Annotated in this window: 10 protein-coding genes; 5 read left to right on the forward strand and 5 right to left on the reverse strand. The window is 70.6% G+C overall.

Translation table 11 applies throughout. The features are described from left to right. Nucleotides 1–562: ATP-binding protein (locus QNO07_RS26330; protein ID WP_349636880.1), on the reverse strand; the 562-nt coding region annotated here is incomplete at its 3' end. A 166-nt stretch (nt 563–728) separates the two neighbouring features. Here QNO07_RS26330 and QNO07_RS26335 point away from each other — a divergent pair. Together QNO07_RS26335 and QNO07_RS26340 are read left to right on the forward strand one after the other, a co-directional pair. Then, entirely contained in the window at nt 729–1,580 is an 852-nt protein-coding gene (locus QNO07_RS26335) for a helix-turn-helix domain-containing protein (RefSeq protein ID WP_283995017.1), read from the forward strand. Then, entirely contained in the window at nt 1,577–1,771 is a 195-nt protein-coding gene (locus QNO07_RS26340; RefSeq protein ID WP_283995018.1) for a DUF397 domain-containing protein, read from the forward strand. The genes QNO07_RS26335 and QNO07_RS26340 overlap by 4 nt, the downstream gene beginning before the upstream one ends. A 141-nt stretch (nt 1,772–1,912) precedes the next feature. On the opposite strand, the gene QNO07_RS26345 is transcribed toward QNO07_RS26340, so the two are convergent. Beyond that, nucleotides 1,913–4,498 carry a GmrSD restriction endonuclease domain-containing protein gene (locus QNO07_RS26345; protein ID WP_283995020.1) on the reverse strand — a complete coding sequence of 862 codons (2,586 nt, stop codon included), beginning with the start codon at nt 4,496–4,498 and terminating at the stop codon, nt 1,913–1,915. A 485-nt stretch (nt 4,499–4,983) separates the two neighbouring features. Between QNO07_RS26345 and panD the strand changes: the two genes are divergently transcribed. Further along, a complete protein-coding gene (gene panD, locus QNO07_RS26350; RefSeq protein WP_283995021.1) occupies nt 4,984–5,406 on the forward strand; it encodes an aspartate 1-decarboxylase in 423 nt (140 codons plus the stop codon). 47 nt (nt 5,407–5,453) lie between these two features. On the opposite strand, the gene QNO07_RS26355 is transcribed toward panD, so the two are convergent. The 3 genes from QNO07_RS26355 to QNO07_RS26365 all read right to left on the reverse strand — a co-directional run bounded on the left by QNO07_RS26355 (nt 5,454) and on the right by QNO07_RS26365 (nt 10,570). Beyond that, entirely contained in the window at nt 5,454–6,623 is a 1,170-nt protein-coding gene (locus QNO07_RS26355) for a trypsin-like serine peptidase (RefSeq protein WP_283995022.1), read from the reverse strand. Between the two features lie 115 nt (nt 6,624–6,738). Then, nucleotides 6,739–7,926 carry a trypsin-like serine peptidase gene (locus QNO07_RS26360; protein WP_283995023.1) on the reverse strand — a complete coding sequence of 396 codons (1,188 nt, stop codon included), beginning with the start codon at nt 7,924–7,926 and terminating at the stop codon, nt 6,739–6,741. A 145-nt stretch (nt 7,927–8,071) separates the two neighbouring features. Continuing rightward, nucleotides 8,072–10,570: an alpha-L-arabinofuranosidase family protein gene (locus tag QNO07_RS26365; protein ID WP_283995024.1), complete on the reverse strand. Its 2,499-nt coding sequence runs from the start codon at nt 10,568–10,570 to the stop codon at nt 8,072–8,074. A 618-nt stretch (nt 10,571–11,188) separates the two neighbouring features. Here QNO07_RS26365 and QNO07_RS26370 point away from each other — a divergent pair. Beyond that, entirely contained in the window at nt 11,189–12,388 is a 1,200-nt protein-coding gene (locus QNO07_RS26370; RefSeq protein WP_283995025.1) for an aldose epimerase family protein, read from the forward strand. A 224-nt stretch (nt 12,389–12,612) separates the two neighbouring features. Next, on the forward strand, nt 12,613–14,643 hold the full coding sequence (locus tag QNO07_RS26375) for an IucA/IucC family protein (protein WP_283995026.1): 2,031 nt from the start codon (nt 12,613–12,615) through the stop codon (nt 14,641–14,643). Nucleotides 14,644–14,675: the final 32 nt, after the last annotated feature.

The following is a 14,675-nucleotide window of genomic DNA, read 5'->3' on the forward strand; positions in this document are numbered from 1 at the left end:
CCGCCAAGGCTTCCTCACCCAACCCGGACGAGGCCGCTATCAGAAACGGACTTAACGTCCACTCAAAGCGTTGGGCACTCCTCAAACGGAGTTGCTCACCGGATTGGCCGGAAAGCGTCTTCGACACCTCGTTGGGCTGGCCGAACTCCGCCCAGACGGTCTTGCCGGAGGGTGGGCGGGGGTCCGTGCCCCAGCGGTCGGCCAGCGCGTCGACCAGGAGCAGGCCTCGGCCCGACACGTCCTCCGGGCCGCGGTCCGGAGGCATCGCGGGACGACGCTCGCCCCGCGTGTCGCTCAACGCGATGCGCAGGGTTCCGGCCGCCTCGTCCAGCGTCAGTGCCAGCAGGAAGTCACGGCCCTGGACTCGACCGTGCAGCGCCGCGTTGGCGGCCAGTTCCGCGACGACGTGTTCGGCCCGCTCGGTGACCTGGGGTGACACCTCCCACGCTGCCAGCCGTTCCACGGCCAGGAGCCGGGCGAGGCGGGCGCCGCGACGGGTGGAGGAGAGTTGCTGCGCGAACGTGTGTACGGTGGCGCGGATCTGTGGCGTGGGGGCGTTCATGGGGAAACCGTGGCAGGCGTGCGGGGGCGTGTTCCAGGAGCGCGGCCCGTACGCTGCGTCAGCGTACGGGCACGTCTTGTGGACAGTACGGAGAACCTGCCGTCACTGTGGGTGAGTCGATCGCGGGGATGCCGCAGAGGACGTACGCACCTGGAGGTGGCCGCGTATGACGGACAGCAGTGACGTGACGGCTTGCGACTGGGAGCGCGAGCCCGACCCTTCCGACAGTCTGCGGACCTTCGGGGCCGTAGTCCAGGCCCTGCGCGAGCATGCCGGGCTCAGCCGAGTCGACTTCGGAGCACTGGTCCAGTTCTCCAAGCACACCGTGGAATCCGTGGAGTTGGGTCGGCGGATGCCCGATGAGTCGTTCGTGGAGCGGGCGGAGGAGGCGCTGGGGAACACGGGAGCGCTGCGGAAGGCGGCCGGCCACCTGACGCGGGGTGAGGCGGGACTGGCGGCTTGGTTCCGACGGTGGGCTCGGCTGGAAAAGGTCGCGGTGAGCCTGTGCACGTACGAGTGCAGGCTGGTGCCGGGGTTGTTGCAGTCGGAGGGGTACGCGCGGGCGGTGTTCGACAACAGCATTCCGCCACTGTCGGATGAGCAGTTGGAGGCTCAGGTCGTCGCGAGGTTGGAGCGCCAGAAGTCGCTGCGTGAGCGGCCGAACGTGCCGTTCAGCTTCATCGTCGAGGAGCACCTGTTCCGGCGTGACCTTGGCGGGTGTGAGATGACGCGGGGGCTGCTCGACAATGTGCTGGCACTCACCGCGCCTCGAAACGTGACGCTCCAGGTCATGCCGTTGAACGCCGTGTTCCATGCATGCCTGGACGGTCCCGTGCAACTCCTGGAGACACCGGAGCGGCGACGGCTTGCATACTCCGAAGGGCAGCAGAACGGACGGCTGATCTCCGACGCGAAAGAGGTGAGTCTCCTCTACCAGCGCTATGACACACTGCGCTCGCAGGCCCTGAACCCCCAAGACTCGCGGGGTCTGCTGGAGCGACTCCGAGGAGAGCTATGAGCACGACGGAACTCGCCTGGTTCAAGTCCAGCTACAGCGGCACCCAGGGCGACAGCTGTGTGGAGGTCGCCGTCACCGAACGGGCCGTGTACGTGCGGGACTCCAAGGACGTGACGCGTCGCCCCTTCGCCGTCGGGCGTGAGGGATGGTCGCGGTTCGTGGGGTTCGTGGAGTCCGTGCCGGGGGCCTGAGACCGAAACTTGCGCGTCCCGACGGTGACGCAGTCGCGTGCATGGCCGGGACCGCTTCGGCGACCGGGCTGGGTGCTGGCCGGGAGAGTGCGGGTCAGGGGGAGCGCCAACGGCCGCGACCGTCAGAACCGGGGCCGCAGATCATCGGGGTGCCTGGCTCTCCCAGCGGTCCCGGAACCACGTCAGCGTCTCGGCGAGCGATACCCGGTTGCTGTCCTTCTCCAGCAGGGACAGCCGGATGTTGGGCCGCAACTCCAGCTTCCCCTCCGGGATGTCGACGCCGTCCAGGGTGTTGAGGCGTGTGAGGAGTTCGGCGCGCAGCGCGCGGTCTGTGAACGGCTCCCGCGCGGCGAGGTACTGGAACACCACCTCCGCTGTGCCGCCGCGTCCGGCGCCGGGGTAGAGCGTCATCGGCCGGATGCCGCGGCCGGGGCGGCCCGCCTCACCGAGCATGAAGGACGCGCTCGTGGTGACGTGTCCCGCGCCGTGGCCGATCCAGCCGCCTAGCGCCTGCCAGTGGGCGAAGAGTGCCCGAACCGCTTCAACCGTCTCGGGGGAGTCGTCCACACCGAGTTGACGGAAGAACCGTTCGGCGCGGGTCTCCTCACCCGGTGTCTCCACGCTGCCGTCCTCAGCTGTGTCCTCACCGTCCGCCTGGTCGTCGTCCGTGCCGGCGAGAAGTGCGGCGAGGTCGTCGGCGGTGAGCCGCTGGGTCGGGTCGGCGGCCCCGGCGGCGGTGAGGCGGACGCCGTCGGCGGCCAGGCGGCCGCGGACGTCGTCGCCTTCCGCGTCCTGGGGCGTCGCCCAGCGGAAGCCGTCGGAGACCTTGCCCTCGGAGGTGAGGACACGGTACGCCTTGGCTACGTTGGGGGTGTTGGCCAGGTGGTTGCCTACGGCCTGGGCGCCGGAGCCGAGGAAGGCGGCGAGGTCGCCATACGAGGTCCAGGTGCCGTGAGGGAGCGTGGCGAGGACCTGGTGGGCGAGCTGCCAGTCGCGGCTGCGTTCCGCGCGGCCCACTCCGCGCAGCGGGGCTGGCCACAATGCGATGGCCCGGTCGGCGAGTTCGTCGGCGCGTCCGAGGATCTCGCGCACGCCCCAGCCCTCGGTGGCGGCGATGCGGCGGTTCAACTCCAGGTGGCTGCCTCGCAGGAGATCCCGTTTGCGCTCGAACAGGTGATTGGACAGCTCCGCGTTGACTGCGGTGAGCGTCAGGTTGCCGAGGGTGTGCTGGAACTGGGCGTGCAGTTCTTCTGCGGTCTCCTCGCCGGTCGCTTCCTCGCTCAGCGCGCGCAGCCACTCGTTGCCGGGCGACTGCGGCATGACGTGCTCGATGGTCAGCTGTGCGGCGGCGAAGTCGACCGGTTCGGGATGCCCGTAGCTCTCCTCCAGCCGTTGCAGGACCAGTTTGCGCTGCTGCCACCGCCCGTACTGGTAGAACGGCGCCTTTCGGATCTTCTCGCGAAGATCGGCGTCGTCGGGCCAGAAGCGGTTCTCGGAGGAGAGGAGTCGGTGCAGTCCTTCGGCGACGGGAAGGTTGAGCGGGAGTTGTCCCGGCACGGCCTGGAAGATCCGGTTGAGGTTGTTGGTCGGGACCCGGCAGATCATCCGGCGGACGAGGAAGCTCTCGATGTAAGCCAGGGCGCGGGCGGTCTCGGAGGAGTCCAGCTCCCCGCGCTCGCGCCGGTCGAGCAGCAGCATCAAGGCGGGGTAGGTGACAACCGCGTGCCATGCGTCCAGGCGGCGGAGCGCGGCCCGGACCGCGGGATCGCCCTCCTCCTCGGGGTGCAGCAGCCGGCGGAAGTGGGTGCTGCGACGGTGGAGTCCCCTGATGTACTCCTCGATCTCCGCGTCGCCGGTCCTGGTGTCCTCGAAGCGCTTCTGCTGGGCGGTGTACAGGTCCTGGCGGCGGACTCGGTCGTCACCGTCGAGCACCAGTTGCAACCACATGAGCTGTTCCAGCTCATCGTTGCTCAGACTGTCCTGGAGAGGGAGCCAGTATGTCTCGTAGACGTGCTCGCCGCGAGTCCGGAGCCGCATGAAGAGGTAGTTGCGCAGCAAGTCGGCCTGGCTCAGTTTGAGGCCGGTGTTGTTGAGCGACTCGAAGATGCGGTGCACGTTGTCGCCGCGCTCGGCGGTCACCGCCACCAGCGCGAGCCGGGAGGTGATCGCCTGCTCGATGCGGAACACGTCCTGCGGGTTCGCCGGATCGTCCGTCTCGACCAACTTCTTGCGGAAGTAGGCGTAGGCGGTGGCGACGCCGCTGCCGGTGTCCTGGCCGGTGAGTGGGCCGCGGATGTGGGCGGCGAACTGCGACCGGTCCGCCTGCGTCGGCAGCAGACGGAGGTGGTCGTTGCCGCTGTTCCATTTGTTGATCAGGTATTGCTCGTCGATGCGCTGGGCCTCGTTCGGCGCGGCATCCGAGACATGATCTCGGATGGCGGCCAGGGCCAGGGACAGCGTGGTCAGCCGTTGCTGGCCGTCGACGACGAGCCAGCGGGGGAACGTCGCGTCGTTCTGCGGTGACGGTGCGAGCACGACCGAACCGAGGAAGTGTGTGCTCGCCGTCTCCTCCGCCGATTCGATCAGCCCGGCCTGTTCCAGGATGTCGCTCCACAGCTGTTTGAGGTGTTTCTCGGTCCAGGAGTACGTCCGTTGGTAGAGCGGCACCTGGAACTGCTGGGCCCGGCCCTGCAGGAGATCGGCGAACAGTGTTTCCTTGGCCTGCATGATGGTCCCCCTTGGTCCCCAGCCGTCAGCCGCCGATTACATCAGCCCGGCCGGCCTTCGTGTCGGGAAACTCCCGATGAAGGGCCGAACCGGCCGGAGACCCGATCACATCGCATGAGCGAGCGTTTTCCATCATCAGGCTGAGCTGGCCTGGTGCAGGCAGTGGACGGCCTCGACGAGGACGGTGATGCGGGTAGGCGGGCATCGGGATCGCTGAGTGGCGATCGCTGCACCTGATGTGTCGTCAGGGAAGTCAGCATCTGATCAGCATCAGGCCCCGCAGATTCCGAGACGAAAACCGAGCAGGCGCCTGTTCGGCGGGGTTACAACACCTGGTTCGCACGGAAGCCCAGGCAGGGAGCCCCTTCGTCAGGGGGAAGCGATGTTCCTCACAACCTTCGAGTCCGACGTGTGCCAGGGTAGAGTGAGGAACGCCCTTGACCTGCAGAAAGCAGGCAGGGAGCCGACCTTCCTGGAGTCCCGACATGATGCGCACCATGTTCAAGTCCAAGATCCACCGCGCCACGGTCACCGAGGCCGACCTGCACTACGTCGGGTCGGTGACGATCGACGCCGACCTGATGGACGCCGCCGACCTGCTGCCCGGCGAGCTGGTGCACATCGTGGACGTCACCAACGGCGCCCGGCTGGAGACGTACGTCATCGAGGGCCGACGCGGCAGCGGCGTGATCGGCATCAACGGTGCCGCCGCGCACCTGGTACACCCCGGTGACCTGGTCATCCTCATCAGCTACGCCCAGTTGCCGGACGCCGAGGCGCGCAGCTTCCGGCCCTCAGTGGTGCACGTCGACGCGGACAACCGCATCGTGGAACTCGGCGAGGACGCCTCCGCCCCGGTACCCGGCAGCCGCACCGAGCGCAGCCCGATGGCGGCCCGGGCCCGCTGAAGCCGTTCCCCGCCCGAGCCTGTGCCTGTGCCGGGGGCGGCGCGGGCTCAGCTGCGGCCGGCGTGCTGCTTGCTGACCGCGTCGAAGACTCCCTTGGCGTCCTCGCCCAGGTAGGGGCCGGCGAGCCAGGTCGCCGGTTGCGGTCCGATGGCGTTGACGGACACCAGCTCGGCCTTGCCCCGGGCACCGGCGATGTACATGCCGCCGCCGGAGGTGCCTCCGGTCATGGTGCAGCCGATGCGGTACATGGGCGGCTGGGACGGGTCCACGAACAGCCGGCCCGGGGCGTCGGTGCAGGTGTGCATCAGCGCGCCGTCGAACGGTGGGGCGGCCGGGTAGCCGTAGGAGCTGAGGGCTTCCAGCCGGTCGGGCTGCGGACCCTCGAAGTTGATCTTCAGCGCGTTGCCGACGGTCTCCTCCAGGCTCTGCCCCTCGCCGCTCTCCGACTGCACCCGGAGCACGGCGAAGTCCTGCGCGGCGCCTGCCGCGCCGGCCGCCGCGTCACCCCGGTCGATCCAGTACGACGTGGTCTGTGCCCACTGGGCCCAGTAGATGCCGTACGGCGCGACCTCGCGCTGCGGCGTGTCGCCCACCTGCTCGGCCGGGTGGCCCTCGTCGTTGTACGACGGCACGAACATGATGTTGCGGTACCAGCCCTCGTTGCGGCCCCCGTGCACGCAGTGCCCGGCCGTGGCGACGAGGTCGGACCGGCCGGGGTTGCGCGGGTCCTGGACGACGGTGCCGGAGCAGACCATCGGGCCGCGCGGGGTGTCGAAGAAGACCTTGCCGACGGGGGCGGCGTTCTGGTGGTACGGCGTGCGCACCTGCTCCGCCCGGACGGCCGCCGGCTCCGGGTCGCTGTCGGCGGAGGCCGCGGCCAGCTCCTCGTCGGTGACCTCCGGGTGGCTCTCCTCCGCCTCGTGCATCCGGTCGGCGTCCCACAAGCCCTTGACGTGCGGGTTCACGAAGTCGGCGGCCTCCCGCAGCCACTTCTCGCGGTCCCAGGTGTTCCAGCCGCCGTCCTTCCACTTGCCCAGATCGCCGAGCGCGTCCGGCAGGTCCGTGGGCAGCCCGCGGTCCAGGTCCGTGCTGTCACCCGCCCGGGGCGAGGGCGGCCCGCCCGCCTCACCGGGGGCGGATCCGCAGGCCGCGGCCAGGGCGAGCAGCGAACCGGCCGCTCCGGCGGCGAGTACACGGCGGATACGCGGGGAGAGCATCGGTGGGGACTCCCGGTGAGGGGCGGGCGGACGGCGGGGCACCCGGCCGTCGTGCGGGCGTGGGAAGGGCGGGCCGGCCGCCGGTCACCCGTCGGCCGGTCCCACCATGGTGCCGCTACTTGCGGACGGTGTCGAAGACGGCCTTGGCCTCGGCGCCCAGTCGGGGACCGGCGAGCCAGTCGGAGGTGACCGGACCGATGGAGGTCACCGAGAGCAGCTCGTCGTCGCCGCCCGTGCCGCGCGCCAGCCAGCCGCCGCCCGAGGAGCCGCCGGTCATGGTGCAGCCGATGCGGTACATCGTCGGCTGCCCGGCGTCGATCGTGAGACGGCTGGGGCTGTCGGTGCAGGAGTACATGCGGCTGCCGTCGAACGGCTCGGCCGCGGGGTAACCGCGGGCGGTCAGGTCGTTCATCGAACCGACCGCGGGCGTGGCGAAGTTGACCTTGACCGCGGCGCCGACCGTCTGCTCCAGGGAGGTTCCGCCGCCGTTCTCCGGGCGCACCTTCAACATCGCGAAATCCTGCTGGGCGCCCTTGCCGCCGCGCTCCTCGCCCGCCTCGCGCCAGTGGTCGGTGGTGGCGGCCTTGTCGGCCCACCACACGCCGTGCGGAAGGACCTCCGACTCGGGCGCGGTCTCCAACTGGGCGGAGGCCAGGCCCTTGGGGTTGTAGCCGGGCACGAACACCACGTTGCGGAACCAGCCCTTGCCCTTGCCCCCGTGCACGCAGTGGCCGGCGGTGGCGACCAGGTTCGAGGCGCCGGGGTTCTCCGGATCCTGGACGACGGTCGCCGAGCACACCATCTGACCGCGCGGCGTGTCCATGAAGACCTTGCCGTGCGCGGCGGCGGTGCGGGTGTACGGCTGCTGCACGGGCGTCGCGTCGACCTTGGCCGGTGTGGGGTCCGTCACGCCCTCGTCCTCACCGGTGCCGCCGCCACCGTCGTCCTCCTCCAGGTCGCTCTCGTCGATCTCCCGGTCGGGCTCCTGGGCCTCCTCCATGCGGTCCGGGTCCCACAGGTCCTCGATGATCGGGTTGACGAAGTCCTTGGCCTCGCCGAGCCAGCCCTCGGGGTTCCAGTTGTCCCACTCGCCCTCCTTCCACTTCTTCAGGCCCTCCAGGGAGGTGGGGAGGTTCTCCGGGAGCGTCAGGTCCTGCTTGCCCGCTTCCGCGGTCGCCGAGGCGCCCGGCTTTGCGTCGTCCTCACCGGGACCGCAGGCCGTGGCGGTCACCGCCAGGGCCGCGATCACGGCTGCCGCGGCGAACGCCGGACGGCGTCCGGCCGCCTTGGACTTCGAAGACATGGAGAACTCCCCCTGAGTGGATCACCGTGCGTGTGGACTTGTCATGCACCTCACCCGCAGAGAGAGGCGACCCCCCACTATGCCGGTGGTCGCTACGACGGCCATGAGCGGGTCCGTGGTTCCCGGGCGCCCCGCCCACCGAACCTCAGCGGGTCCTGATCCGGAGGAAGGTCACCGAGTGTGCGGGAAAGGTGTGGGTGAAGCGTTCGTCCACCCCGCGCAGGGTCGAACGGACCGGTCTGACCGGCCGGGACTCCGCGGTGTTCTCGGCGGACGGGTCGGCGGCCAGCGTCGTCACCCGGGCGGTCGGTGCCGTCCGCGTGCCCAGGTTGATCTCGGTGCGGGCCTCGGAGGCCTGCGCGTTGACCACCTTGACGAGGAGTTCGCCGCGCGACGTGTCGCGCGTGACGACCTGGCGGAACGGCTCGGCCACCTTGTCGTCCGTGAACTCCCCCCACTTCTCGCCGTCGAGGTACAGGGTCACCCGGCGGTCGCGGACGGAGACCCGCACGTCGTAGCTACGGCCGGTCTCGATTCTCGTACCGTTCTCGACCATCGTCTGCTTGCCGCCGTCCACCGACTTCTCCACCGCGGACCGGGTGTTGCCCCAGCCGCCCAGGTTCCACCAGTAGTGGTTGCCGGTGTCCTGGACGCCGAACGCGATCAGGAAGCCCTCCCGGCCGGACTGCTTGGTGGCCTTCACCCGCAGGTCGTAGTTCTGCCAGCCCTTGTCACCCGCGGTGACGAGGGTGTTCTCCGCCTCCACGTCCGTCTGGACGAACGCCCCGTCCCGGACGGCCCACGAGCCGGCGCCGGCGGTCCTCGTCCATCGGCCGTCACCGGCCGAGAAGTCGTCCGACAGCAGGGTGCGGCCGTCCGCGTCGGTCACGTGCACGTCGTCGTAGGCGGCGCTGGTCGCCCAGGTGGACAGGCCCACCGCGCCGGTGATCGGCTCCGAGAGGCCCGGAGTGCCCGACGCGGTGGACGGCACCACCTCGTCCCCGACGTTGGTCATGAACAGCTTCTGCATCTCGTAGTTGGCCGAGCCCCACGAGCGCGCGTTGTCGAACCAGATCATGTCGGGCGTCCACTGCACGTAGTCCTGGTTGGCCAGCAGGGGAGCGTAGGAGGCCAGTTTCACGACGTCCGCGTTGCGTTCCAGGCCCGTCATGAAGGCCGCTTCGGCGAGGGCGTTGGAGAACCTGTTTCCCCGCGAGGCGTACTCGCCGAGGAAGACGTCCGGGCCCTCGCGGTCGTAGGAGTCGTAGCGGTCGTTGTTCTCCAGGAACCACTGCGGGCTGTTGTAGTAGTGCTCGTCCACCATGGCCGCGCCCGTCTGGCGGCTCAGTTCCCACGCCCGGTCGAAGACAGGACCGGCGTCGTCGGGGCCGGAGTTGGCGATCACGGTGATCTCGGGGTGCTTCGCCTCGATCGCCTTCCGGAACTCGGCCAGCCGGGCGAAGTACTCCTCGGGCAGGTTCTCCTCGTTGCCCACTCCGAGGTGGGTGAGGCCGAACGGCTCGCGGTGCCCCATCTCCGCCCGCTTGGCGCCCCACTCGCTGGTGACCGGTCCGTTCGCGAACTCGATCAGGTCCAGGGTGTCCTGGATGTGGCGCTTCAGCAGCGCCGGGTCGTCGGTGGCCTTGTTCTGGCCGCAGCCGGTCACCAGGGCGGGCACGACGGGCAGGGGCATGGCGCCGACGTCCTTCGCGAACTGGAAGTACTCGAAGTAGCCCAGCCCGTAACTCTGGTTGTAGCCCCAGAAGTTCGCGTTGGTGGCGCGCTGCTCCACCGGGCCGACGGTGTCCTTCCACTGGTACGAGCGGTTGCGCTCCCAGCCGGAGTCCTCGGTGTAGCCCTCGTGGCTCCCGGTGTTGACCAGGCAGCCGCCGGGGAAGCGGAGGAAACCGGGCTGGAGGGCGGCGATCTTCTCGGCCAGGTCCTTGCGCAGTCCGTTGGTGCGTCCCCTGTAGGTGTCGCGGGGGAACAGGGAGACCATGTCGAGTGCGGTCGGCCGGGCCGCGGCGACGGTCAGCCGACCGGTGGTGGAGGTCCGGGTGGCGGTGAACGTCGCGGTGTACTTCGCCCAGCCGCCGCGCGCGGTGACCCGGCGGACGGCGGCGAGCCGTCCTGAGGAGTCGTGCAGCGTGACGGTGAGCGGGGCGGCGGACGCCTCGTCCGCGCGGGCCCAGACGGAGAAGTCGTACCGCTTGCCCTCCTCGACGGCGATGCCGGTGTTGTAGCCGGAGTTGGTCACGGACGTGCCGCCGCCGAGGGAGAGGTAGTTCCGGTTGCGCGCGTTCAGGCGCCCGCCGTCGTCCTTGACCTCCGCGTCCGAGACCTTCGCGTCCGAGCCGGACACCTGCCAGGCGGTCAGCGGCGTGTAGGCGGCTTTGTCGGCGGTGGAGTACTCGAAGGACCGGTTCTGCACGAGTTCGGCGTAGAGACCGCCGTCGGCGGCTCGGTTGATGTCCTCGTAGAAGACGCCGTACATCGAGTCGTTGATGCGCGCGCCGGTGCCGGTGGGGTCAACGGTGAGTGTGTAGTCCGCCGGTGGCGGGGTGGCCCCGCCGGGGGCGACTGCCAGCGTCCCGGCCAGCACGGCGCTCAGGGTGAGTCCGAGTCTCCATCGTCTGCGTGCCATGTACGCTCCTCGATGTGTTCGATATGTCGGACTACGCACGGCGAGTCGAACGCACCATAGGAAGGATCAGGTCGCCAGTCAACGGTCCCCGCAGCGGTGGCCGTCACGTTCGCTGGGTCGAACAACTAGACCGTTTGGCAAGGGAGTTGTGGGCGCCGGAGGCGTTCGGGGGAGGGCTCGGTCGGCCACTCCGTCCCGCATTCCCCACGGCAGGGCGACGGGTCGGCATCCCCGCTGGTGGCCGGTACGCCGATCGCTGATCCGACCGGTGTCCGGCTCGGCGGGACCAGGCTGTGCGGTGGCAACTGCTGTCACACCCATTGACACCCCCGGGGGTCGCTGCCGTACGGTCACGCCACCATTTCGAACGCATGACGAAATATCGAACATGCCGGATGGTCGCCACCGCACGCCCGGCCACCGGTCGCACCGCCCGGCAAGTCCGCACAGGCACCGAGACGACCCGAAGGCCATGCCACCCGGGGCGTCGCGCTGCTCGACGCCGCCGGGTTCGAAATCTGGAACAAGCGCCGGGTCGGCCGGGAGGCCCGCGCAGCACGGATCGCACACTCCGCAACGCTGAGGGCCTTTTCCGAAGCCATCCACCTGGAGCCGCACATGACCGAGCAGGGAAAACCGAGCACCGGGACGGCACGGCGCACCGTGCTGGCCGCTGCCGCCGCCGCAGGGATCACCGCTGCCGCCGCCGGCAGATCGCACGCCGCCGGCACGCCAGGCGCCGACGCGGACGCGTACGGCGGGAAACCGGTGCGGGACCCGTTCGGCAGGCTGCCCGACGGCACCAGGGTCCACCGCTGGAGGTGGCAGCGCGGCGGTACCCGGATCAGCGTGCTGTCCTACGGCGGAATCGTGCACTCCCTGGAGCTGCCGGACCGCCGGGGCAGATACGCCAACGTGTCCCTGGGCTGCGACAGCGTCCAGGGCTACCTGGACGCCGGCGCCTACTTCGGCGCACTGATCGGTCGCTACGGCAACCGCATCGCGAACGGCCGCTTCACCCTCGACGGCACCACCCACCAACTCTCCGTCAACGACGGCGACAACAGCCTGCACGGCGGCACCGGCGGCTTCGACAAGCGGGTGTGGGACGTCGAGTCCTTCGCCGGCCCGGCCGGTTCCGGACTCGTGCTGCGGTACGTGAGCCCGGACGGCGAGATGGGCTACCCGGGCACGCTGCGGGTGAAGGTCGTCTACACCCTCACCCACGACGGTGACTGGCGGATCGACTACCGCGCCACCACCGACCGGGCGACCGTCGTCAACCTCACCAACCACGCCTACTACAACCTCGCCGGAGAGGGCAGCGGTACCGTGCTGGACCACGAACTGCGCCTCGCCGCAAGCCGCTTCGCACCCACCGACACCGGCCTGATCCCCACCGGGGAGCTGGCCCCGGTGGCCGGCACCCCCTTCGACTTCCGGCGGCAGCACACGATCGGCCGTGACATCCGCACCGCCCACCCGCAACTGCTCACGGCCAAGGGCTACGACCACAACTGGGTGCTCGACAAGGGCGTCACCACGACACCCGAGCCGGTCGCCACCCTGCGCGACCCCGCTTCGGGCCGCACGATGGAGATCGCCACCACCGAGCCCGGTCTGCAGTTCTACTCCGGCAACTTCCTCGACGGCACCGTGGCCGGCACCTCCGGGCGGACCTACCGGCAGGGCGACGGCCTCTGCCTGGAGACCCAGCACTTCCCCGACTCGCCGAACCAGCCCGACTTCCCGTCCACGGTCCTGCGGCCGGGCGGCACCTACCGCTCCACCACGATCCACCGCTTCTCCACCCGCTGACCCCAGCGGCGCTCCTGGCGGCCAGGTGGACCTGGTCATCAGGTGACCGTGAGGCAGCCACGAAGGGAACACGCCCCCGGCAGGGACCCCGCACCCCGCTCCGCGCCACGCGGTGCGCCGGGGCGAAGGATCTTGCCGGGGGCCGTGTTCTTCGGGCGGCACGCTCGTTACTCCGAACGGGCTGTCCGGCGGCGGCCCCCCGGCACGTCCAGGGAGGCAGCTCAGTGAACGCAGGACCCGAGTTCGAGGAGGGCCCGGCAGGCGATCGGCTCCCGGTGCGCAAACGCCTCGCCCGGCTGCTCGAACCCGCCGTGCCCCGCCAGCGCCGCACCCGCCCGGACTCCCCGGCCGCCGAGCAGCCGGCCGCCTCGGCCCCGTCCGAAGCGCCGGAGCACACCGATCCGTTGGTGCACCCCGACCCGCTGGAGCACCCCGACCCGGCACGGGCTGCCGACGCCGCGGGTACCGAAGCGCTGCTGCGCTGCTGGATCAGAGAGACGGGTACCCCCGATCCGGGCGGAACGGGGGTACTGCTCCTGCCCCTGGAGGCGAGCGGTACCGCGCTGCGCGTCCCGGTCCGCCACTGGTCCGCCACCGGTCTGCACCGCTTCGGCACGCCGCAGCTGGAGGGCGTGCCCCTGGACGCCCCCGGCGTCGACGCCGTGACCCTCGCCGCGCTGCTCGCCCGGGAGGCCGCCGCCCCGCAGATCCCGGCCGCCGACGTACCGCCGCCCAGCGTCGACACCCCGGACGGCAGCGGGACGACGACGGCGTCGACGCCCGGGGCGGACGGCACCGACCTCGTCGCCCGCGTCGCCGACTCCGTACGGCGCACCGCCGTCTTTCTCGTCGAGCGCCGGGCCGAGCCCGGGCCGCCGCCCGGCGCCGACCCCTACCTCGCCGGGGAGCAGTCGCTCCTGCTCGGCCACCCCCTGCACCCCACCCCCAAGAGCCGCGAGGGACTGACCGACGCCGAGGCCCAATGCTGGTCACCCGAGTCGTACGGCGCCTTCCCCCTGCACTGGTTCGCCGTCGACCGCACCGCGCTCGCCGCCGACTCCGCCTGGACCGAACGCGGACGCGGCGTCACTGCCGAGCAGTTGGCGCACCGTCTCGCCGGACCCGGCCTGCACCTGCCCGAGGGGAGCGTGCCGCTGCCGCTGCACCCATGGCAGGCCCGCGACGCCCGGCACCGCCCGGCCGTCGCCGCGCTGCTCGACGCCGGGCTGCTGCACGACCTCGGCCCGCATGGCGAGCCCTGGCATCCCACGTCCTCCATCCGCACCGTGCACCGCCCCGACGCCCCGGCGATGCTGAAGCTCTCCCTAGGGCTGCGCATCACCAACTCGCGGCGCGAGAACCTGCGAAAGGAGGCACACCGGGGAGTCGAGGTCCACCGGTTGCTGCGTACCGGCCTCAGCGACCGCTGGCGGGCGGCGTCCTCCGGCCGGGCCGGCTTCGACGTGGTCCGCGACCCGGCCTGGATCGGTGTGGACACCGCGGACGGCGAACCCCTGCCCGGGCTCGACACCGTCATCCGGCACAACCCGTTCACGGCCGACAGCGACGTGCTGTGCGTCGCCGCTCTCACCTCGCCGCGCCCCTGGCCGGGCCAGCCGGACCACCGGCTGCGGTCCCGGCTCGCCGACCTCGTGCACCTGCTCGCCGCGCGCACCGGACGCGGCGTCGGCGCGGTCGCCGCCGAGTGGTTCCTGCGCTACCTCGACACCGTCGTGCGACCCGTGCTGTGGCTGGACGCCGAGGCGGGCATCGCGCTGGAGGCGCACCAGCAGAACACCCTGGTGTCGCTTGACGCCGACGGCTGGCCCGACGGCGGCCGGTACCGGGACAACCAGGGCTTCTACTTCCGCGAGTCGCACCGCGATGCCCTGCAGAAGCTGCTGCCCGGCGCCGGTGAGGCCAGCGACAGCTTCGTCAGCGACCCCGTCACCGACGAGCGCTTCGCCTACTACCTCGGGATCAACAACGTGTTCGGCCTGATCGGCGCGTTCGGCTCCCAGCAACTCGCCGACGAGCGGCTGCTGCTCGCCGCCTTCCGCCGCTTCCTGCACACCCAGGTCCCCGCGGCGAGCGGGACACCCCGCTCGCCGTTGCCCGAACTGCTGCTGCACACGCCGACGTTGCGCTGCAAGGCCAACCTCCTGACCCGGCTCCACGGCCTGGACGAACTGGTCGGGCCGGTGGACACCCAGTCCGTCTACGTCGACGTGCCCAACCCGCTGGCAGCCGGCTGACCGCCGCGCGCTCCCCACCCAAGGAGGCGACG

The organism is Streptomyces sp. 549 (genome assembly GCF_030124175.1).
In the GTDB taxonomy this organism is placed as follows: domain Bacteria; phylum Actinomycetota; class Actinomycetes; order Streptomycetales; family Streptomycetaceae; genus Streptomyces.

What these genes read in the sequence shown, in the direction of transcription:
- QNO07_RS26335 (WP_283995017.1), top strand. Translation starts at nt 729, where the DNA reads ATGACGGACAGCAGTGACGTGACGGCTTGCGACTGGGAGCGCGAGCCC.
- QNO07_RS26340 (WP_283995018.1), top strand. Translation starts at nt 1,577, where the DNA reads ATGAGCACGACGGAACTCGCCTGGTTCAAGTCCAGCTACAGCGGCACC.
- QNO07_RS26345 (WP_283995020.1), bottom strand. Translation starts at nt 4,498, where the DNA reads ATGCAGGCCAAGGAAACACTGTTCGCCGATCTCCTGCAGGGCCGGGCC.
- panD (WP_283995021.1), top strand. Translation starts at nt 4,984, where the DNA reads ATGATGCGCACCATGTTCAAGTCCAAGATCCACCGCGCCACGGTCACC.
- QNO07_RS26355 (WP_283995022.1), bottom strand. Translation starts at nt 6,623, where the DNA reads ATGCTCTCCCCGCGTATCCGCCGTGTACTCGCCGCCGGAGCGGCCGGT.
- QNO07_RS26360 (WP_283995023.1), bottom strand. Translation starts at nt 7,926, where the DNA reads ATGTCTTCGAAGTCCAAGGCGGCCGGACGCCGTCCGGCGTTCGCCGCG.
- QNO07_RS26365 (WP_283995024.1), bottom strand. Translation starts at nt 10,570, where the DNA reads ATGGCACGCAGACGATGGAGACTCGGACTCACCCTGAGCGCCGTGCTG.
- QNO07_RS26370 (WP_283995025.1), top strand. Translation starts at nt 11,189, where the DNA reads ATGACCGAGCAGGGAAAACCGAGCACCGGGACGGCACGGCGCACCGTG.